At 45.2% G+C, this 20,486-nt stretch carries 19 protein-coding genes; 14 read left to right on the forward strand and 5 right to left on the reverse strand.

Annotation, left to right across the window (positions count from 1 at the left end; translation table 11 throughout):
* Positions 1-90: 90 nt before the first annotated feature.
* Positions 91-414: a hypothetical protein gene (locus tag NXZ84_RS02470; protein ID WP_258838709.1), complete on the reverse strand. Its 324-nt coding sequence runs from the start codon at positions 412-414 to the stop codon at positions 91-93.
* A 20-nt stretch (positions 415-434) separates the two neighbouring features.
* Complete coding sequence (locus NXZ84_RS02475) at positions 435-881, reverse strand: DUF4489 domain-containing protein (protein ID WP_258838710.1); 447 nt, start codon at positions 879-881, stop codon at positions 435-437.
* A 267-nt stretch (positions 882-1,148) separates the two neighbouring features.
* Between NXZ84_RS02475 and lepA the strand changes: the two genes are divergently transcribed.
* The 11 genes from lepA (at position 1,149) to deoC (ending at position 13,472) form a co-directional block, all read left to right on the forward strand.
* Positions 1,149-2,969, forward strand: coding sequence for a translation elongation factor 4 (gene lepA, locus NXZ84_RS02480; RefSeq protein ID WP_258838711.1), 1,821 nt, complete (start codon positions 1,149-1,151; stop codon positions 2,967-2,969).
* Between the two features lie 114 nt (positions 2,970-3,083).
* Positions 3,084-4,259, forward strand: a complete 1,176-nt coding sequence (gene hemW / locus NXZ84_RS02485; RefSeq protein ID WP_258838712.1) for a radical SAM family heme chaperone HemW — start codon at positions 3,084-3,086, stop codon at positions 4,257-4,259.
* Between the two features lie 84 nt (positions 4,260-4,343).
* Complete coding sequence (gene hrcA, locus NXZ84_RS02490; RefSeq protein ID WP_258838713.1) at positions 4,344-5,378, forward strand: heat-inducible transcriptional repressor HrcA; 1,035 nt, start codon at positions 4,344-4,346, stop codon at positions 5,376-5,378.
* Between the two features lie 137 nt (positions 5,379-5,515).
* Complete coding sequence (gene grpE, locus NXZ84_RS02495) at positions 5,516-6,076, forward strand: nucleotide exchange factor GrpE (protein WP_258838714.1); 561 nt, start codon at positions 5,516-5,518, stop codon at positions 6,074-6,076.
* Positions 6,077-6,112: 36 nt separating this feature from the next.
* The gene (gene dnaK, locus NXZ84_RS02500; RefSeq protein WP_258838715.1) at positions 6,113-7,963 is read left to right on the forward strand and encodes a molecular chaperone DnaK; all 1,851 of its coding nucleotides are present in this window, start codon (positions 6,113-6,115) and stop codon (positions 7,961-7,963) included.
* Positions 7,964-8,049: 86 nt separating this feature from the next.
* Positions 8,050-9,174: a molecular chaperone DnaJ gene (dnaJ, locus tag NXZ84_RS02505; protein ID WP_309495797.1), complete on the forward strand. Its 1,125-nt coding sequence runs from the start codon at positions 8,050-8,052 to the stop codon at positions 9,172-9,174.
* Positions 9,175-9,232: 58 nt separating this feature from the next.
* Entirely contained in the window at positions 9,233-10,177 is a 945-nt protein-coding gene (gene prmA, locus NXZ84_RS02510; protein WP_258840311.1) for a 50S ribosomal protein L11 methyltransferase, read from the forward strand.
* A gap of 6 nt (positions 10,178-10,183) precedes the next feature.
* The gene (locus NXZ84_RS02515; RefSeq protein ID WP_258838717.1) at positions 10,184-10,921 is read left to right on the forward strand and encodes a 16S rRNA (uracil(1498)-N(3))-methyltransferase; all 738 of its coding nucleotides are present in this window, start codon (positions 10,184-10,186) and stop codon (positions 10,919-10,921) included.
* The gene (gene mtaB / locus NXZ84_RS02520) at positions 10,918-12,258 is read left to right on the forward strand and encodes a tRNA (N(6)-L-threonylcarbamoyladenosine(37)-C(2))-methylthiotransferase MtaB (protein ID WP_396653996.1); all 1,341 of its coding nucleotides are present in this window, start codon (positions 10,918-10,920) and stop codon (positions 12,256-12,258) included. Before NXZ84_RS02515 ends, mtaB begins: the two co-directional genes overlap by 4 nt.
* 114 nt (positions 12,259-12,372) lie before the next feature.
* Positions 12,373-12,801 carry an NUDIX hydrolase gene (locus NXZ84_RS02525; RefSeq protein ID WP_258838718.1) on the forward strand — a complete coding sequence of 143 codons (429 nt, stop codon included), beginning with the start codon at positions 12,373-12,375 and terminating at the stop codon, positions 12,799-12,801.
* Positions 12,801-13,472 (forward strand): deoxyribose-phosphate aldolase, encoded by a 672-nt coding sequence (gene deoC, locus NXZ84_RS02530; RefSeq protein WP_258838719.1) that lies wholly within the window; start codon positions 12,801-12,803, stop codon positions 13,470-13,472. Before NXZ84_RS02525 ends, deoC begins: the two co-directional genes overlap by 1 nt.
* A 12-nt stretch (positions 13,473-13,484) precedes the next feature.
* Here deoC and NXZ84_RS02535 read toward each other — a convergent pair whose 3' ends face one another.
* A complete protein-coding gene (locus NXZ84_RS02535) occupies positions 13,485-14,453 on the reverse strand; it encodes a Na/Pi cotransporter family protein (RefSeq protein ID WP_258838720.1) in 969 nt (322 codons plus the stop codon).
* Between the two features lie 102 nt (positions 14,454-14,555).
* On the reverse strand, positions 14,556-15,239 hold the full coding sequence (locus tag NXZ84_RS02540) for a chromosomal replication initiator protein DnaA (protein WP_258838721.1): 684 nt from the start codon (positions 15,237-15,239) through the stop codon (positions 14,556-14,558).
* A 279-nt stretch (positions 15,240-15,518) separates the two neighbouring features.
* Here NXZ84_RS02540 and NXZ84_RS02545 point away from each other — a divergent pair, with 279 nt between their 5' ends.
* The 3 genes from NXZ84_RS02545 to NXZ84_RS02555 all read left to right on the forward strand — a co-directional run bounded on the left by NXZ84_RS02545 (position 15,519) and on the right by NXZ84_RS02555 (position 18,628).
* Positions 15,519-16,388: a metallophosphoesterase gene (locus NXZ84_RS02545; protein WP_258838722.1), complete on the forward strand. Its 870-nt coding sequence runs from the start codon at positions 15,519-15,521 to the stop codon at positions 16,386-16,388.
* A gap of 43 nt (positions 16,389-16,431) precedes the next feature.
* Positions 16,432-17,016 carry an LOG family protein gene (locus tag NXZ84_RS02550; protein ID WP_258838723.1) on the forward strand — a complete coding sequence of 195 codons (585 nt, stop codon included), beginning with the start codon at positions 16,432-16,434 and terminating at the stop codon, positions 17,014-17,016.
* 163 nt (positions 17,017-17,179) lie between these two features.
* Positions 17,180-18,628: an arylsulfotransferase family protein gene (locus NXZ84_RS02555; protein ID WP_258838724.1), complete on the forward strand. Its 1,449-nt coding sequence runs from the start codon at positions 17,180-17,182 to the stop codon at positions 18,626-18,628.
* 97 nt (positions 18,629-18,725) lie between these two features.
* Here the strand turns inward: NXZ84_RS02555 and NXZ84_RS02560 are convergent, their stop codons facing one another.
* Complete coding sequence (locus NXZ84_RS02560) at positions 18,726-20,180, reverse strand: catalase (RefSeq protein ID WP_258838725.1); 1,455 nt, start codon at positions 20,178-20,180, stop codon at positions 18,726-18,728.
* Between the last annotated feature and the right edge of the window lie 306 nt (positions 20,181-20,486).

Consider the following 20,486-nt stretch of genomic DNA (forward strand, 5'->3'; position numbering starts at 1 on the left):
CTATGGGCACGATGTCTGATGCCTGGAAATTGATTTAAAAAGAGGATGGAAAACGTATGACGAGTAGTTGAATCGTGAGAGCGAATATAATTATGTACTTGTGGTGAAGGTAGACACAGCTGTGATGGCGTTATTAAATACATCATAACTATTCCTTGCTGTTATATTTACGTCAAATAACTCGATCGAGTAAATAATATAAGATCTATTTCTTTCCTTCAGGGGTTTTGACGTGTCACAAAACCCCATAACGACAGGTTCTACAATTTGAATATTACCTGGAAGAGCTGTGGGAGTGACGGTGTTTTCCCGTAATAATATCCATTGCTGAAGTGTTGTCGATCTACCTGAACGAGAAAGTGTTTTTACCAATCTAAAAGATAACTGAATAAAGGAGTGACTACTGTTCCTCATCCTATCCCTCCTTGATGGATTTATTTAATCTCTGAAGAAATGAGTGTGGAAAAGTCCACGTCTGAAATCGTATATGATGTATTAACTAGTTGAACCTCAGCCAACTCAAATGTGTAAAGGAGCGACGTTCCATCAGATGGCGAAGGACGATCGCAAAACTGATAATTGTTTGGTTGATCAGAAGAAAAACTTAAAGGAACAGGTGCTGACACCATGGTTTGGAGTACAAAAGTATTTAATACGATGGATTGACTCGTATCTGCCTTTGATCGTACGAGGTTAAATATGAGTGAAAAACCAAAGTTAAGCCCACTTTGCTCGATACGTACTATTTGCGATAAGTCTACTTTAACTATCGGATTTTTAATATCTGCTACATTCACTGGAACTTGGGCTAACACGATCGGAGGATCGGTTTTCATTAATCCATTCGGAAGGTCTGGGAAGAATGTTTGCCCACACTTCATATAGAGTGATCCTATTTTTTTATTTGATGACATGAAACCACCTGCCTTTACCCAGAGCTTATGCATTACATTGTAACGTATCGTCCATACTTCCGTGTGGGGTTATTCTTTCTTCACAATATGGGAGGGCAGGTGTAAGGGATACAAAAAAATAAGGTTGCCGAGCATCATTTATGCAGATGAAAGAGAAAAATTGAAGCGATAGCAAGGGACTGCTATAATAGGTGGGAGTCTTTGTTCGTTGTTTTGTGCAGGAGGGAAAAGCACATGAGTCATAAGAATCAGCAGTCGAACATCCGCAATTTTTCGATCATCGCTCATATTGATCACGGAAAATCGACATTGGCTGACCGTATATTAGAATTTACTGGTGCACTGTCGGATCGCGAAATGACAAACCAGTATCTTGATACGATGGATTTGGAAAAGGAACGTGGAATTACGATTAAGTTGCAGTCAGTGCGCCTGAACTATAAGGCGAAAGATGGAGAAGAGTATATTTTAAATTTGATTGATACACCGGGGCACGTCGATTTTGCCTATGAGGTTTCCCGTAGTTTGGCTGCCTGTGAAGGTGCATTATTAGTAGTAGATGCGGCACAGGGCGTAGAAGCGCAGACAATGGCTAATGTATACTTAGCGTTAGAAAATGATTTAGAGATTTTACCTGTGATTAATAAGATTGATTTGCCGAGTGCAGAGCCAGAACGGGTGAAAGAAGAGGTTGAGGATCTGGTGGGATTAGATGCTTCTGATGCCGTGCTTGCTTCGGCGAAGGCAGGGATTGGGATTGAAGAGATTTTGGAGCAAGTGGTAGAACGTGTTCCTGCTCCTACAGGTGATCCTGATGCTCCTTTAAAAGCACTTATCTTTGATTCGATTTATGATGCCTATCGCGGTGTGATTACGTACATCCGAGTTGTGGAAGGAAAGATTCGCAAAGGGATGACCATCAAAATGATGGCGACCGGCAAATCATTTGAAGTAACAGAGTTAGGTGTGCTTACACCGCTTCCGGTGGAGAAAAAAGAGCTTGCTGTAGGGGATGTAGGTTTTGTCGTTGCCGCTATTAAAAATGTGAAGGATACACGCGTAGGGGATACGATCACTAGTGCGGAACGTCCTGCGGCAGAGCCTTTGCCTGGTTATCGTCGTACAAACCCAATGGTGTTTTGTGGTTTGTACCCAGTGGATAGCTCTGACTATGAAGACTTGCGGGAAGCCTTAGAACGATTGGAGCTAAACGATGCTTCCTTACGGTATGAACCTGAAACCTCAGGTGCACTTGGCTTTGGTTTCCGTTGTGGTTTCTTAGGATTATTGCATATGGAAATTATCCAAGAGCGGATTGAAAGGGAGTATAATATTCCGCTTATCACCACCGCCCCCAGCGTAATTTATCATGTAAATAAGACAGACGGTGAAAAAATACAAATTGAGAATCCTAGTTATATGCCACCACAACAGCTGATCGACTCCGTGGAAGAACCGTATGTACGGGCTAGTATCATGACCCCTAATGATTATGTAGGGACTGTGATGGAGCTGTGTCAAAGCCGGCGTGGTGATTATAAGGATATGAAGTATTTGGATGAGAACCGTGTTAATATTGTGTATGATCTCCCTCTTTCGGAAATCGTGTTTGATTTCTTCGATCAGTTAAAATCAGGGACCAAAGGGTATGCTTCTTTTGACTATGAACTGGTCGGATACCAGAAATCTAGTCTAGTAAAGATGGACATCCTATTGAATGGGGAGATAGTCGATGCCCTTTCCTTTATTGTTCACCGTGACAAAGCGTATTATCGTGGACGTCAATTGGTAGAACGCCTTAGAGAACTGATACCTCGTCAGCAGTTTGAAGTGCCAGTACAAGCTGCGATTGGGCAAAAAGTGGTTGCGCGCGAAACCATTCGTGCTTTGCGGAAAAATGTTTTGGCAAAGTGCTATGGCGGAGATATTTCACGAAAACGAAAACTGTTGGAGAAGCAAAAAGAGGGGAAGCGGCGGATGAAAAACGTCGGTAACGTTGAAGTTCCACAAGAAGCTTTTATGGCAGTCTTACGCATGGATGATGAAAAGAAATAAAGATGCACCATTAAAGCAAACCCATCCGCAAGCGGTTTTCCTGCTTGCGGATTTTTACATCAGGATACTACATGCGCCTTACAAGATGGAATACTGTGAAAGGAGGAGAGCGATATGGTGACCATTACGACCCCAACACCGAAAGCGATCTATGTTCATATTCCGTTCTGCACCAATAAATGTCACTACTGCGACTTTACCGCCTATGTGGTGAAAGGGCAACCTGTTGATGCTTATCTCGACGCGCTGGAACGGGAAATGATTGTTACAACAGAGCAACTGCCGCCTGCTCAAATCGAGACCATTTTTATCGGTGGAGGCACCCCTACCATTTTGGAACCAGAGCAGATGGAGCGACTATTAGCTAACTTAAAGAAGTATTTTCCTCAGTGGGCCTCTACTATTGAAGTAACAGTGGAAGCAAACCCGGGTACCACTGGTCCCGAACTTCTCGCAGCTATGTATGAGGGCGGCGTAAATCGCCTCAGTATGGGAGTACAAACTTTTCGCCCCGAACTGTTGCGTGCGATTGGGCGAATCCATAGTGTGGACGATGTTTATCGTAGCGTCCAACAAGCTCGTAAGGCTGGGTTTAGCAATCTTTCACTCGACCTCATGTTTGGGCTTCCCAAGCAGACCAAAGCAGATATGGAACATACTTTACGTGAAGCTGTCGCTCTTGAGCCCGAACATTTCTCTGTCTACAGCTTGAAAGTAGAAGAAGGGACTCCCTTTGATCAGTGGCAGCGGGAAGGCAGACTACAGCTTCCACATGAGGAAGAGGAGTTGGCGATGTATCAGGTAGCACGCTCCTATCTGCAAGCACATGGATATCCACAATATGAAGTGAGCAACTTTGCCCAAGTAGGTAGAAAAAGCGAGCATAACCTGGTTTATTGGCGTAATCAACCGTTTTATGGATTGGGTGCAGGCGCACACGGGTATACAGATGGGGTCCGCCACAGTAATGTGCGTACCATTCAAGGATATATTGATGCAAGTGTTGGTACACATCGTCCGCGGGCAGATGAACATGAAGTGACGCGAGAAGAGGCGATGGAAAATCAACTTATTCTCGGTTTGCGTTTAGCAGAAGGTGTGAGTAAATATCAGTTTGAACGCAAGTTCTCCTGCTCTATGGAAGATGTTTTTGGGGAGATCATTCACGCATGGATCCAATCGGGGCATTTGCAATGGGAGCAAGAGCATCTCAAATTAACCGAACAGGGGTTACTTTTTGGTAACGATGTGTTTGCCGCTTTTTTAGGTGAAGCAATAATCACGAATTGACAATTGACAACGGGTTTGGTACCTTAAAAGAAAGGATTAGCACTCGACACCATTGAGTGCTAACAAGAGAAGGAGGTGGCGCAGATGCTAACGGAGCGACAAGAAATCATCTTGCAAGCGATTGTGGATCATTATATTTCCACAGCTGAACCAGTAGGCTCACGTACTGTTTCCAAAGCTGAGGGCATTGGCTATAGTGCGGCAACCATCCGCAATGAGATGGCGGATCTGGAAAGCCTGGGATTTCTCGAGCAACCGCACACATCTGCTGGCCGCATTCCTACACATGTGGGCTATCGCTACTATGTCGACCACTTGATGGAACCAGAAACACCATCGCGCGAAGAGATGTTTTTCTTACGTGAGTTGTTTGCCATCGAGATGGGGGAGATGGAGCAAGTGATCCAGGAAACTGCCAGTATTCTTTCGAGCATCACTAATTATGTGACGATTATACTGGGACCACAGATCGTGGAACATAAGCTGAAGCATTTACAACTGATTCCGCTTTCTGATAAGACCGCGGTAATCATTATTGTGACCAATACAGGGCATGTGGATAAACGGAATATTTCGATTCCAGTAGGGGTATCGATCTCCTTAATCGAACAGATGGTGAACTTCCTCAACCAACATTTGCACGGAGTTCCTCTTCATCGCTTAAAAGAGACCGTGTATAAAAAGTTAACAGTAGAATTATCGCGTCATATAGAAGAGTATCAATCGGTGCTCTCGTTGATGAATCATGTACTAGCTACGGATACTAGAGATCGCATGTATTACAGCGGTACAACCAATATGTTAAACCAGCCAGAATTTCAGGATTTAAACAAGGTGAAAAGTTTTCTTAATCTGTTTGAGCATCAGGAACATCAATCCCTAGTGATGCATCTTCACCCTTTAGCGGAACAAGGCATTCAAGTAAAGATCGGGCAAGAGAATGTCATTGCCGAGCTGGATCAATGTAGCCTTATTACGGCATCATATCAGCTCCATGGTCGTGTGCTCGGAACGATTAGTGTGCTGGGGCCAACACGGATGGATTATCAGAAAGTCGTAGGATATATCGATATTTTATCAAAAAGCTTTTCCGATCATTTGCGATTGCTGTATAAATAAGGGGGAGTTGGCGCGAGGGGGATAAATCGATCCCCTCGTCCCCTTCCTTATGTCCAAAATAAGCATCGTAAGAGATGTTCCCATATGGGGGTAGAGGAAGAAAAGAGTATTGGCGTAGAATAGGAGGTGAACTTGTGATGGAAGAGGCAAATCAACGAAAACAGTCGACTGGGAACAGCGAGGCGGAAACAGAGCCCGTACATACGCTAGAGCAAGAGACGGGCACAGATTCAGAGGGATCGCAGGTGAGCATGGAGCAAGAGCGGGACGAATGGAAGCAGAAGGCAGAGGAGCATCAGGAGCAGTACTTACGTGCTCGAGCTGATCTGGAAAACTTTCGTCGCCGTGTGCGCAAAGAGCAGACAGAAGCAGCTAAGTATGCGGTTTCCCCATTGGCAGAGTCCCTATTGCCCGTAGTGGACAATCTGGAGCGAGCATTGATGGCAGGCCCCCAAGATGGAGATTCATTTTACCAAGGGGTAGATATGGTCTACCGTCAACTTCTGCAGGTATTGAAGGAAAGTGGTGTGGAAGCGATTGACGTGGTAGGGAAGCCTTTTGATCCGCATGAACACAATGCGGTGATGAAAGTGGCGAGTGAGGAGCACGATTCGGGAATCGTCTTGGAAGAGCTACAACGGGGCTATCGCTTGAAAGAGCGAGTTCTTCGCCCAGCTATGGTCAAAGTAAGCGAATAAAAATTATATGAAAAGAGTTATTAGGAGGGTTACGTCATGGGTAAAGTGATTGGAATTGACTTAGGAACAACGAACTCTTGTGTTGCATTTATGGAAGGCGGCGAAGCGGTAGTTATCCCTAATGCTGAAGGAGGTCGCACCACTCCTTCTGTTGTTGGTTTTTCTAAAACCGATGAGCGCCTTGTCGGAGAAGCAGCGAAGCGGCAAGCGATTACCAACCCAGATAAAACAATTAGCTCGATCAAGCGACATATTGGTACAAATCATAAAGAATTGATTGATGGTAAAGAGTACACTCCACAAGAAATTTCGGCAATGATTCTACAAAAACTAAAAGCAGACGCTGAAGCATACCTAGGGGAGAGTGTAACGGAGGCAGTCATTACGGTACCTGCGTATTTTAACGATAGTCAACGTCAAGCAACCAAAGATGCTGGTCGGATCGCAGGACTTGATGTGAAACGTATCATCAACGAACCAACTGCCGCTGCATTAGCATACGGCTTGGATAAAGATGAAGATCAAACCATTCTCGTATTTGACCTTGGAGGTGGAACGTTTGATGTGTCCGTAATGGACTTGGGTGATGGGTTCTTCCAAGTACAATCGACCAGTGGTGACAACAAACTGGGTGGAGATGATTTCGACCAAGTGATCATTGACCATCTTGTACAAGAGTTTAAACGTGAGAATGGTATCGACCTCAGCAAAGATAAAATGGCGATCCAGCGCTTGAAAGATGCAGCAGAAAAAGCAAAGAAAGACTTATCAGGCGTATTGACCACCACTATTTCGCTCCCATTCTTAACAGCGGACGAAACAGGTCCGAAGCACTTGGAAGTAAGCCTCACTCGTGCGAAATTTGAAGAGATCTCCGCTGAGTTGGTAGAACGTACGATGGGACCAACCAAGCAAGCATTGCGTGATGCGGATATTGATCCGAGCGGAATTGATAAAGTTGTACTCGTTGGTGGTTCCACCCGTATTCCTGCAGTTCAAGATGCGATTAAGAAACTAACAGGCAAAGAACCGACTAAAGGTGTAAACCCAGACGAGGTAGTAGCGATGGGTGCAGCCATTCAAGGTGGAGTACTGGCAGGAGAAGTTAACGATGTTGTTTTGGCAGACGTGACTCCGCTGTCGCTTGGAATTGAAACCTTGGGTGGTGTGTTTACCAAATTGATCGAGCGCAACACTACGATTCCAACAGAAGAATCACAGGTTTTCTCCACGGCAGCAGATAGCCAAACGGTAGTAGATATTCACGTTCTGCAAGGAGAGCGAGAAATGGCGGCCGGAAATAAAACCTTGGGTCGGTTCCAGCTACAAGATATTCCACCAGCGCCACGTGGGATTCCACAAATCGAAGTTACCTTTAAAATTGATAGCAACGGGATTGTAAATGTATCCGCTCAAGATAAAGCAACTGGGAAGAGCAAGGATATCACGATTCAATCGTCCAGTGGCTTGAGTGATGAAGAGATTGATCGCATGGTAAAAGAAGCAGAAGAACATGCGGAAGAAGATATGAAGAAAAAAGAAGAGGTAGAGATTCGTAATACAGCTGATCAAATGATCTTTACTACCGAAAAAACTTTGAAAGACCTCGAAGAACAAGTGGAACAGGCAGAGGTTGATCAAGCAAATGAGAAGAAAGAAAAACTGAAAACCGCACTGGAAGGTACGGATCTGGAAGCGATTAAGCAGGCATCCGAAGAATTGCAAGAAGTGGTGCAGCAGCTTTCCGTCAAGTTGTATGAGAAAGCAGCCAAAGCTGCAGAAGCTGAAGGGCAAACAGGTGAAGGTAGTGAAGGGAAAGAGAAGAAAGAAACTGTAGTGGATGCCGACTACGAAATGGTAGATGAGGACGAGAAGAAAGAAGGTTAATCCTTCAAGAAGTCAAAGAAAGGCGTCATGCCTTTCTTTGACTTGCTCGTTTTCTGCTGATGGGAAAGGAATAAGGAGGTGAAGCGCTGGTGAGTCAGAAAGATTTGTATGAAGTTCTTGGTGTGAGCAGTGATGCGTCCAAAGAAGAGATTCGAAAGGCGTATCGAAAATTAGCTCGCAAATACCATCCAGATGTGAATTCGGATGAAGGTGCAGAAGATAAATTTAAAGAGCTGACGAAAGCATATGAAGTATTATCCGATGAGCAGAAGCGCTCCAATTATGACCGCTTTGGGACAGCAGACCCTACGGGGGCTGGCGCAGGTGGTTTTGGTGCAGGAGGGCAAGATTTTGGCTTTGGTGATATTTTTGATATGTTTTTCGGTGGGGGCGGTCGCCGTGGCAACCCCAATGGACCTCGACGTGGGGCTGATTTAGAGTACCGGATGGCTGTTGAGTTTAAAGATGCTGTCTTTGGTAAAAAAATAGATGTTCCGCTAGAGCGTACCGAATCGTGTGACCAGTGCCACGGAAGTGGAGCGAAACCAGGGACAAACCCTGAAACATGTTCTACCTGTAAAGGGACAGGTGAAGCGGAAACGATTCAAAACACACCGTTTGGACGGATTGTCAACCGGAGGATCTGTCATCAGTGTGGGGGGACAGGGAAGTATATCCCTGAGAAGTGTACACAGTGTCATGGTTCGGGAGAACAAAAACGAAAGAAAAAAATTCAGATCAAGATCCCAGCAGGGGTACAAGATGGTGCCCAGCTACGTGTAAGTGGAGAAGGCGAACCGGGGAAAAAGGGTGGTCCGGCAGGGGATTTGTACATTACGTTGCGTGTGAAAACGCATGAGTATTTCTCACGCGAAGGCGATGATATTGTCTGCGAACTGCCAATCACCTTTATTCAAGCGGCATTGGGAGATGAGGTAGTCGTTCCTACATTAAAAGGACGCGCTAACTTGAAAGTGCCAGCTGGAACACAGACTGGTACTGAATTCCGCTTACGCGGGAAGGGCGTTCCTCATTTGCACGGTACGGGTGAAGGGGATCAACGGGTAAAAATTCGGGTCGTAACCCCGACCAAGTTGAGTGAAGAGCAAAAAGAAGCTTTACGCGAATTTAGTCGTGTGAGCGGGGACTATATTCATGAGCAACATGATAGTTTTTTTGATAAAATGAAGAAAGCATTTCGACATGATTAAAACGGGCGCTTCGGCCCGTTTTTCCTTATGATTAGGAGGAATTTTGGCAGTGGATTGGATGGAGTATACGATTGAAACGAGCGCAGAAGCGTTGGAAGCAACCAGTGCCCTTTTTATGACTTGTGGGGCTGGTGGGGTAGAGGTAGTAGATCCTGAAGTTTTAGAGCGCGATGGTATTGGACCATATGGAGAGATTTATGATCTTTCGCCTGCTGACTATCCGCGTGCAGGGATCTGGATAAAGGGGTATTTTCCTGTTACCGATGAGGACAGTAAGGTAGAAGAACAGTTGCGTGCGGGAATGAAGCGAATTGGTGCGTCAGGTTTAGATGTAGGTACAGCACGGTTGGTGGTAGCGCGTGTATCGGAAGATGAGTGGGCAGATGCGTGGAAAAAGTATTATCGCACCTTTCAAGTAAGCGATAGGATCACAGTTCGACCACTGTGGGAAGAGTATCAGCCGGTTTCTGCAGATGAGATTATCATCTCACTCGATCCGGGTATGTCATTTGGAACGGGGAGTCACCCTACCACGGCCATGTGTTTACGCTTATTGGAGAAGTACCTACAGTCAGATGAGAATGTGATCGACGTGGGTTGCGGCAGTGGGATATTAAGCATTGCGGCGGCAAAGTTAGGTGCTACTCATGTGCTCGCTCTCGATTTAGATGATGTGGCTGTTCATCACACGAAAAATAATGTGATTGAAAATGATGTAGATGCACAAGTCGAAGTGCGGCAAGGGGATTTGCTGACGGGAGTGTCTGAGCAAGCTCACCTTGTCATTTCTAATATTTTGGCGGAAGTGATTGTTTACCTGGCACCTGACATTCCGGAGGCGTTGTTACCAGGAGGGACTTGGATCGCTTCTGGTATTATCGCAGATAAGGAGACGATAGTAGTAACAGCGATGAAGGGGGCGGGCTTAACTGTATTGGAAACGATTCGCCAAGGGGACTGGGTAGCCATTGCCGCAAAAAAAATGATAAGATACGAGGAGTAGAAAGTTATGCAACGCTACTTTATTGAAGCGGACTCGATCAAGGGTAATCGCATCATCATCACAGGTGATGATGTACATCATATACGAACCGTATTGCGCAGTAATCCCGGTGAAAAGGTTCTCTGTTGTGACAGTAGAGGGACGGATTACATCGTACATCTGGAGAAGTTTCACGCCGATGCGATTGAGGGTCGCATCGAGACCTCTACACCATCGCTGAGTGAGGCACCTATTCACATTACCATCGCACAATCTTTACCCAAAGGGGATAAGATGGATTATGTAGTGCAGAAAGGGACAGAATTGGGTGCAAGTGCATTTTTACCTTTTATGTCACAGCGAACGGTCGTTAAACTAAATGATAAAAAAGCAGAAAAGCGTGTGGAACGATGGCAACGCATAGCCAAAGAGGCAGCAGAACAATCTCACCGCGGGAAGATCCCTATCGTTCACGGGCCGATACCGTGGAAGCAATTGTTACATGATCAGGCTAGCTTTGATCATGTATGGATTGCTTATGAGAAGGGTGGAGAAGCTCTCACAGCGGCTGGTCGAGATATAGAGCACGGCGATCGCCTCCTGATCATTATTGGGCCAGAGGGCGGATTTACGGATGAGGAAGTGAGTGAAGCAGAAGAGGCTGGCATGACCCGAGTTTCGTTGGGACCGCGTATCTTGCGGACTGAAACTGCTGGGCTGGCAGTCCTTGCTTGTTTGATGGTGATAAATGGAGAAGTGGGGTGAATCATGTGAAAGTGGGTTTTCACACGTTAGGATGTAAAGTGAATTCATATGAAACAGAAGCGATTTGGCAACTGTTTCAAGGAGCAGGATATGAAAAAGTAGATTTTGAGAATGAAGCAGATGTGTATGTGATCAATACGTGCACAGTGACGAATACGGGTGATAAGAAGAGTCGCCAAGTGATTCGCCGGGCCGTGCGTAAAAACCCAGATGCGGTAATTGCAGTGACCGGATGTTATGCACAAACCTCATCTAATGAAGTAGCTCAAATCCCTGGAGTAGATATCGTAGTTGGAACGCAGGGGAGAGAGAAGATCGTTGAATATGTAGAGAAATTTCAACAAGAGCGTACACCCATCAACGCAGTAGGTAACATTATGAAAGCACGTGAGTTTGAAGATCTAGATGTTCCTTCATTTTCAGAACGTACCCGTGCGTATTTGAAGATCCAAGAAGGGTGTAACAACTTTTGTACCTTCTGCATCATTCCGTGGTCGCGTGGGTTACTTCGTAGTCGGAAAGTGGAAAGTGTATTAACCCAAGCGCGTCAGTTGGTGGCCGCAGGGTACAAAGAAGTCGTATTAACCGGGATTCATACGGCTGGTTATGGCGAAGACATGGATGATTATTCCTTTGCTGATCTCTTGTGGGAGTTGGATAAAGTGGAAGGTTTGGGGCGTATCCGCATCAGCTCTATTGAAGCGAGTCAGATCAGCGATGATGTGATTGATGTGCTTAATCGCTCAGAAAAAATGTGTCGTCATCTGCATATCCCACTGCAAGCAGGCGATGATACAGTCTTAAAGCGCATGCGCCGCAAGTATACGGTGGCGGAATATAAAGAGAAGATTGACTATGTACGCAAAGCCATGCCTCAATTTGCTCTTACCTCCGATGTGATCGTTGGGTTCCCTGGGGAGACAGAAGCGCAATTTGCCAATACGTATCGTTTGATTGAAGAGTTGCAGTTTGCAGAGCTTCATGTGTTTCCATACTCGATGCGGACAGGCACTCCAGCGGCACGTATGCCTGACCAAATTCCAGGGGAAGTGAAACAAGAAAGAGTGCAGCAATTGATCGAGCTATCGACACGACTCTCTCATGAATATGCTGAGCAATTTATTGGTGAAGTCTTAGAAGTGATCCCAGAAAAGCCGGAAGGTAACGGTACTTACGTCGGTTATTCCGATAATTATTTGCAAGTGGTGTTTCCTTGTACGGAAGAAATGGTAGGTAAGGTTTGCCGTGTGCGCATTGACACTGTTTCTGGCAAGACGTGTCATGGTACCTTTGTACGTGTAGTAGATGATGCTTCACGTTCAGCTGTTGCGGGATAACGAATCCTCTCCTCCAGCCTTTTATCCATTTGGATAAGAGGCTGTTCTCTTGCGTGGCATTAGGCGATAATGCTACGATGGCAAGAGCATTTGGAATAAAGGGGATGATGGGGTGTGGAAGAAATAGCTGCAGGTGGTGTTGTTTTTCACCGTCAAGGATGTGAAATTGAAGTTCTTCTTATCCTCGATCGGTATGGACGCTGGACTTTACCAAAAGGAAAACAAGAACCTGGTGAGACTGTAGAAGAGACTGCGCTACGCGAGATTAAGGAAGAGACGGGTGTTCGAGGTCGGATCCTCTCAGTATTAGAAAAGGTTCATTATATCTACTATGACCGCGTACGTGGTAAAATCGACAAGAGTGTAACCTATTATTTGGTGGAAGCAGTAAGTACAGATGTAACTGCACAAGTAGAGGAGATTGATGCGGCAAAGTGGTTTCCACTCGCTGAGGCAGCAGAGCTTCATCGTACGAAGGGGTATGATAATAATCAATCCGTAGTAAAAGAAGCTTTACAACTATTGGAAGGGGATGAATCCTAATGGATCAGAAAAACTTGGCCGCTCTTATCGACCATACCTTATTAAAACCGGAGGCAACAGTTGGGCAGATTGATGAGCTATGTGCTGAAGCGAAGCAACATCAGTTTGCGTCTGTTTGTGTAAACCCTATATGGGTAAAACGGTGTGCTGAGCATTTAAAAGGAAGTGGAGTTAAGGTATGTACAGTGATTGGTTTTCCTTTGGGTGCAACGACTCCGGAGGTAAAAGCATTTGAGACAAGACAGGCGATCGAGCATGGAGCCACCGAAGTGGACATGGTAATGAATATAGGTGCTTTTAAATCCGGAGATCTTGATTTAGTAAAGATGGACATGAAAGCGGTAGTCGAGGCAGCGGGGGATTGTGTTGTTAAGGTTATATTGGAAACGGGCTTTTTATCAGATGAGGAAGTAGAAATAGCGTCCCGGAAAGCAAAAGAAGCGGGTGCTCACTTTGTTAAAACTTCGACTGGCTTCGGGCCGGGAGGTGCAACAGTTGATCACATCCGTCTAATGCGTCGCATCGTAGGTGATCAGATGGGTGTAAAGGCATCAGGCGGTGTACGTGATCGTGAGACCGTGCACAAGATGGTGGCTGCAGGTGCAACCCGTATTGGAGCTAGTTCTGGTGTGGCTATTGTAGCAGGTGAGGCAGGGACAAGCGACTATTAATGTCCGCTTGTCTTATTTTTTTTGCCCCAAATTAGTAGAAATGCGCCAGCTTTCTGTCTGTTCAGGAAGAATGGTGGTAATAAGACGAGCAAAAGGCGTAGCAAAAGGAAGAACGATTAGGGAGCATAAAACGTTGTAGATTGTTTGAAAATGGGCAATTTGAGAGGCTGGTTCCAGTTGGAGTTGGGTGGTATAAGCGGCAAACCAATCAATGAGAGGGGCGAAGAGAATTGCTCCTCCTACATTGAGAATAAGATGAGCGACCGCTACTTGTTGGGCAGGCCGAATAGTACCAATCGCAGCGATTAATCCGGTGATACACGTTCCAATGTTACTCCCCAAAATGATGGCTAATGCGAAGGGAAGAGGTATAAGCCCCGTAGCAAAGAAGCCCATCGTCATGGCGATGGAGGCACTACTACTTTGGATGATGGCGGTAAGCAAGGTACCGACAAGAATGCCACTCCAGACAGGACTATGATTATCAAATAGCATCCAATCTACTAATCCGCGTTCTTTCAATGGTTCAGCTATCCATTGGATTGCTTCCATACCGAGAAAAATACAGCCGAATCCTGCCATGGAAAGTCCTATGTTTGCCCATACTTTATTGGGGAACAAGCGCATACTGGCTCCAAAAAGAATTAGTGGAAGAGCGAAGTCCTCGATGTTAAGCGTTAAAATCTCTGTTGTTAAGGTAGTGCCGATGTTGGTTCCCAAAATGACGCCAATGGATTGTGGAAACGTTAAGAAACCAGAGTGAACAAAGCCGATCGTAAGTACGGTAACCATACTACTACTTTGAAGAACAGCGGTAGAAAGAGTGCCTGTAATAAATCCATGTACAGGTGTGCGTGTAAAAGTGCGGATGACGCGTCGCATATGATCGCCCGCCAGTTCTTGCAATCCCATGCGAATTAACTGCATACCAAATAAGAAGATGGTTAAGCCTGTCGCTAAGGGAATTAAAATTTCTTTCATCCTTGACACCCCGCTTTTCATTTATATATATGGGCGGAGCAGGACAGGCATGACGAGCTTAGAAAATAAAAAAGCCCCTTATTTCCTCAGGGGCTTCTGTTCTTAGTCCCTCTTTCTGGAACGTGGAACATATGGGGGAGCATCAAAGTCTGACTCGTCTTCTTGTGCTGGTGCAGCTTGACGATGAGGTGGAGGCGCTCCCCATGGTAAGCCTCCCATGGGAGGACGGGGACGTTCTTCTCTTTGTGGTTGGGCTCGTTGCTGGTCAGGTTCGGGTGAACCGAAGAATACCCACGGAGGAATATCTTGTTCTCCACGTTCGTCTCCATCTGGATGTGGATGGTTGCGTCGGGCTTGTGGTGGGGGTCCCATCGGTGGACCATCTAAGAATGGATCTGGTCTACGACGACGCTGAGGGCGTGCTCTTTCTCGCCGTGAATCCCGACTTTCCCCACGTGCATCTTGTTGCCCATGTTCAGATCCGTCGTCTCGTCCATGGTGTGGATGTGGGGCAATAGCAGGTCGAAAACGACCGTCGGGACGAGGTGGACCTTGGGGTGGACCATCTTCTCGCCGTGGAGGGTGCATTTGATGAGGACTGGGGAATCCTTCAGGCGGGAAATGCCCGGGACGAGGATGTGTAGTGGGATGAGGTGGAGAGTCGTGGATATCCTGTGCTTGTTGGCTATTCCCTTCAGCCTGTGCTTGTTCAAGCTCCTCTTTAATAATACGGCGGATCAATTTGCGTAATTGTGCTTCCATTTTTTTAGGCGGTACATTGGACAAAGAATAGACCTCCTTTGCAAAATGATGCTAACATCACACTTCATTGTATGCAGGGCAGAAGGATGAGGTGAAATGATGGAAAAGATAGCGAACCTGTACAGTGATGAAGGTGGAAAGTAAGGGATGCTTGCTGTTCGTTGGAAAGAGTTCTTTATATCATTAATATGTGCCGATATTCATTGTTTGCATTACTTAGAAGAAAATAGATCACCGTGTTTATCCCCTTCGCTTTCCATCTCCTGATATAATGGAAAGCGAACGGGTTGTGGGGGAGGACATATGGAAAATAAAATAAAACCTACAATCTCACGTCGTCAATTTCTAAAGAAGGGCGGGAGATGGGGGATAGGCGCCGCCATTGGGATGGGCTCGCTTAGTAGTTACGGATTGTGGCTGGAACCACACTGGGTAGAATGGATAAAGATAACGATTTCTCTGCCACGGTTACCTGGAGCGTTTGTGGGAAAGAAACTTCTTCACTTTTCTGATCTACACTTTGGTACGACAGTGAAAGAGAAGCAATTAGCACAGTTAGTAGCTGACATTAATGAAGAAAAACCAGATCTCGTCTGCTTTACAGGAGATCTATATGACAAACGATCTGCGATGGCTGCAACAGGAAGAGCTGTCAGCGCTGAACTTGATCGAATAGATGCACCTCTTGGTAAATATAGCATATTAGGTAATCATGATTATTCAGATGGATTGCCCGCTGTTGGTGTGTTAGAGGAGGCAGGATTTGAAGTATTGCTGAATCGGCATGTTAAGGTTACACATAAGGAGAAAGACTTGTATATGGTGGGGTTGGAAGATCTCATGCTGGGTGACCCACAGTTACTTCAAGCGCTAGCAGGGATTCCTGCGGGGGCATGTTCCATCCTCCTGATGCACGAGCCAGATTTTATCGATGCAGTGGATGCTACTCAAGTGGACTTGCAATTATCGGGTCATAGTCATGGAGGGCAAATTCGTCTTCCATTAGTGGGACCATTGCTTACTCCTCCTTACGGGGGGAAGTATCCAGAAGGGTTGGCTAGAGGTGAGAAGTCAGGGGTACAGGTATATACAAGCCGCGGTGTGGGGACAACGATTTTACCTGTGCGATTGTTTTGTCGTCCACAAGTAACGGTGATTACATTACAGCAGTAATAGCACGGAGCAATAACATGAAATAAAAGGGTTGAGGGAGAATATGAAACGTATCTGTATCTTTGCAGGCTCCAACGTAGGAACGAGGCAGGAGTATCAGGAAGCAGCTGTTCAGTTAAGTAAAGAATTAGTAGAATATGAGATGGATGTTGTGTTTGGTGGCTCTAGTATTGGATTGATGGGGGTGATGGCGAACACCATTCTGGATAATGGCGGGAAAGTGGTCGGTGTAATTCCCAAAAATTTGTTTCGTGGAGAAATGGTTCATACACAGCTTACACAACTCTTTCAAGTGAAAACCATGCACGAACGAAAGGCAAAGATGGGGGAGCTATCTGATGCTTTTATTGCGCTACCAGGTGGATTTGGTACTTTGGAAGAAATCTTCGAAGTGGTGAGCTGGGGACAACTTGGCATACACCAAAAACCAATTGGTCTTTATAATGTGGCTGGTTATTATGATCCCTTACTCCAGCTGGTTGAGCGTGGGATTGAAGATGAATTTATACCTGAGGAGCATCGAGATTTACTCATCTGTGAGAGCGATCCAGCCCGCCTAATCGAAAAAATTAAGTCTTCTCAACCCCCAGGGGAAACAGATAAATGGAAAGAGATTCCTTCATCATGAAAGGAGTTAAGGCGAGGTAGTCCAGGACAGGAGTCTCCGCTTCTGTCCTGGTTTTTCTTATTCAGACTACATGAAGTGGATATATTCATTGCCGGCTTACATAAGAATAAGGTAGCTAATTTCGAATGTTGATCCTAGCTTTTTAAAGGAGGCGTAGTCGGAAATGTCATCTTTTGAATCGTCACGTTCTCAACCTCAAGTGTGGAATTTTATGTCGGAACCCGATCTTCACCCTATGAGAGTAACTGTCAATGTGAACAAACCTGGAACGGCCCCTGGATTCATATTTGTGGGTCCCGGACAACGTGCTGGTAACGTAATGCAAGGAGCTTTAATTATGGATCAGCTTGGAAATCCCGTCTGGTTTCGTCCTCTCGAGGGTGGTCTTACAAATACAGATTTTCGTGTGCAAACATATAAAGGGAAACCTGTTTTAACCATGTGGCAAGGTGAGTTGGAGTCTTTCTTACTAGGGCTACCTGCTCCAGGAGCATTTTTTCTCATATTTAATCAGAATTATCAGGTTATAAAGAGGTTAAAAGCTAGAAAAGGGTTTATTTCTGATGTGCATGAGTTTACGATTACCAAACGCAATACGGCACTATTCATTGGTATCAAAAAAGTACCAGCTGATCTAACCCCATTTGGCGGACCAAAACAGGGTGTTATTATAAACGATGCAATCCAAGAGGTTGATTTAAAAACAGGGAAACTCCTTTTCATGTGGGAGGCGCTTACACATGTTAGCCCTACTGAATCCATGCTCCCAGCATCATCAGCAGCGGAAGAAGACAATATTTGGGATCCATATCATACCAATTCGTTGCAAGAAGGTCCAGATGATACCCTGCTCGTGAGCATGAGGAATATGTGGACAATTTTCTGTATTGATAAAAAAACAGGAAATATTTTATGGCGATTGGGTGGGAAGAGGAGTGATTTTACGTTTGGACCTAACGCTACTTTCTCATGGCAACATAACGCTCGCCTTTTACCAGGGAATAGGATTAGTTTGTTTGATAACTCATGTTGTGCATCTCCTACTACACTACCCGAAGGGGTGACGCATGGTCTGATTCTCAAGCTTGATCTAAAAAGGATGCGGGCCAATGTAGATCGCACGTATTTTCATGCTCCCCCACTAATTTCCACCGTGGCAGGCAATGTTCAAAATTTGGAAAATGGAAATAAATTTATTGGTTGGGGAGCAGAGTCCTATCTCTCCGAATACAGAGGGAATGGGAATACACCTGCAAACCCTAAAGAAAATTTCATCTATGATATGAAGTTTCCTGATCGGATTGGTTCGTATAGAGCCTTTAAAAATAAATGGGTCGGTCTCCCTTTGAACCCACCGAGCATTGCAGTTGATCTTTTTGGTAATGCTGCTGTTGTGTATGCGTCATGGAATGGTTCAACAGAGACTGTTGCCTGGCGAGTCCTAGCTGGTATGACACCTCAGACCGTGAGTGTGGTGCGAAAGAGTGCTTCACGTAAGGGGTTTGAGACTGCCATCGTAGTGGAGTCGGGGGGACCCTATTTCCAAGTGAAAGCGTTAGACTCATCGTCAAAGGTTATTGGGACATCAGGGGTTGTGAGGGCTGTAGAGTAATGCTCCCATTTTAGTACGGTACTTAAATCTAATAGAGTAAGACGTTGAAGTAAACGAGCCACTCTTCCTTTAGCTAAAGGAAGAGTGGCTCGTTTTTCTATACATACTGTTTGATATCTACACCGAGCGCGTGTGCCAGGCGTTCACCGTAGTCTTTGTCTGCACGATAAAAGTTGCAGATGGCGAGCATCACTGTCTGCTCGTGAACTTGCTTTAAGTCATTTACCATATTTTTAATCAAGTTTTCTTTCTCTTCCTCGCTAAAGGAGCGGTAGCGTTCGCCAGCTTGCTCAAAATCAAGGGTTTTGTAGATCTTGTGTCGACCAGCATTTCCTTCGAGCGGGGTTTCTGATTCTAGATACTCAGGGTGTTCGATTGGACGGTCACTATAACGGTTAGGTTCATAATTGATTGGTGAGAGATCCGTCTTGGTCTGCATCAGCCCATCCACTTGATAATTATTTACCTTTGCATAAGGACAGTTAATAGGTAATTGCAAGTAGTTTGCCCCTAGACGATGGCGTTGAGTATCAGGATAGGAGAAGAGTCTTCCCTGCAAAAGTTTATCTTCAGAAGGCTCAATTCCAGGTACTGTCGCGTTAGGAGAGAATGCGGACTGTTCTACTTCAGCAAAGAAGTTTTGTGGATTTCGGTTAAGTGTCATTCGTCCTACCAGCTGCCATGGGAACTGGTCTTCTGGCCACATTTTGGTGGCATCGAGCGGATCGAAGTCGAAGGAGTCCATCTCTTCTGGGCGCATGATTTGTACATGTAGATCCCATTCGGGGTAGTTTCCCTGTTCGATATGATTAAACAGATCGCGAGTAGCATGGTTGAAGTCTTCTCCTTGAACCTGTGGGAGTTCTTCTGCAGACAGATTGCGTACACCAGAAAGTGGTTTCCAGAAATACTTAATATAGAAAACCTCGCCGTCAGCATTGACCCACTTGAAGGCATGAACACTATGTCCTTCCATTTGGCGATAGTTAGCAGGGGTACCGTAATCGGAGAGTAACCAGGTCATCATGTGGGTTGATTCAGGCGTACGCATCATAAAGTCCCAGTAGCGATCAGGGTCTTGGATATTGGTATCAGGCGCTGGTTTGAGCGAGTGTACCATGTCTGGAAACTTGAGTGCGTCACGGATGAAAAAGACGGGGAGGTGGTTACCGACAATATCGTAATTGCCTTCCTCTGTATAAAATTTAACGGAAAATCCACGTGGATCTCGTGCTGTCTCCGGCGATCCTTTGGAGTGAATAACGGTAGAGAAGCGAACAAAGACAGGGGTCTCTTTCCCTTCTTCTTGAAGAAAAGCTGCTTTTGTATATTTTTTCATATCATTAAATACTTTAAAAGTTCCGTGTGCTCCGGCTCCTCGTGCGTGTACTACTCGTTCCGGAATACGCTCGCGATCAAAGTGAGCAATTTTTTCAATCAGATGTGCATCTTCTAGTAATGTTGGACCTCTTAATCCTGCCGTACGTGAGTTTTGGTTGTCACCTACAGGACGTCCTTGGTTGGTTGTTAACTTATGATGGTTCTCATTCATGAGAGTAGCCCTCCTGATAATCAATCTTTGTTTATAATAATTATAATTTAATATGGATTATCGATAGTGTCAAGGGTCTTTTTTATATAGAGTTTTGTTTTTAGCTGGGACGGTTAGACCATGGCTCTTTCATGCTTTCTTCTTTTCCCTTGGTCATACTGATTCGAAACATAGAGACAGATTTTTTACTTATCTCTTTTCCATATATATAGCTGAGTATAAAATTGATCTTTTAAAACCAAGTTATGGTTGTATGGTGTTGTTTCTTAATCTTATAGTTGATTTGAGGATAGGAGGATGTAATGA

It is taken from the genome of Mechercharimyces sp. CAU 1602 (genome assembly GCF_024753565.1).
Classification (GTDB): Bacteria; Bacillota; Bacilli; order Thermoactinomycetales; family JANTPT01; genus Mechercharimyces.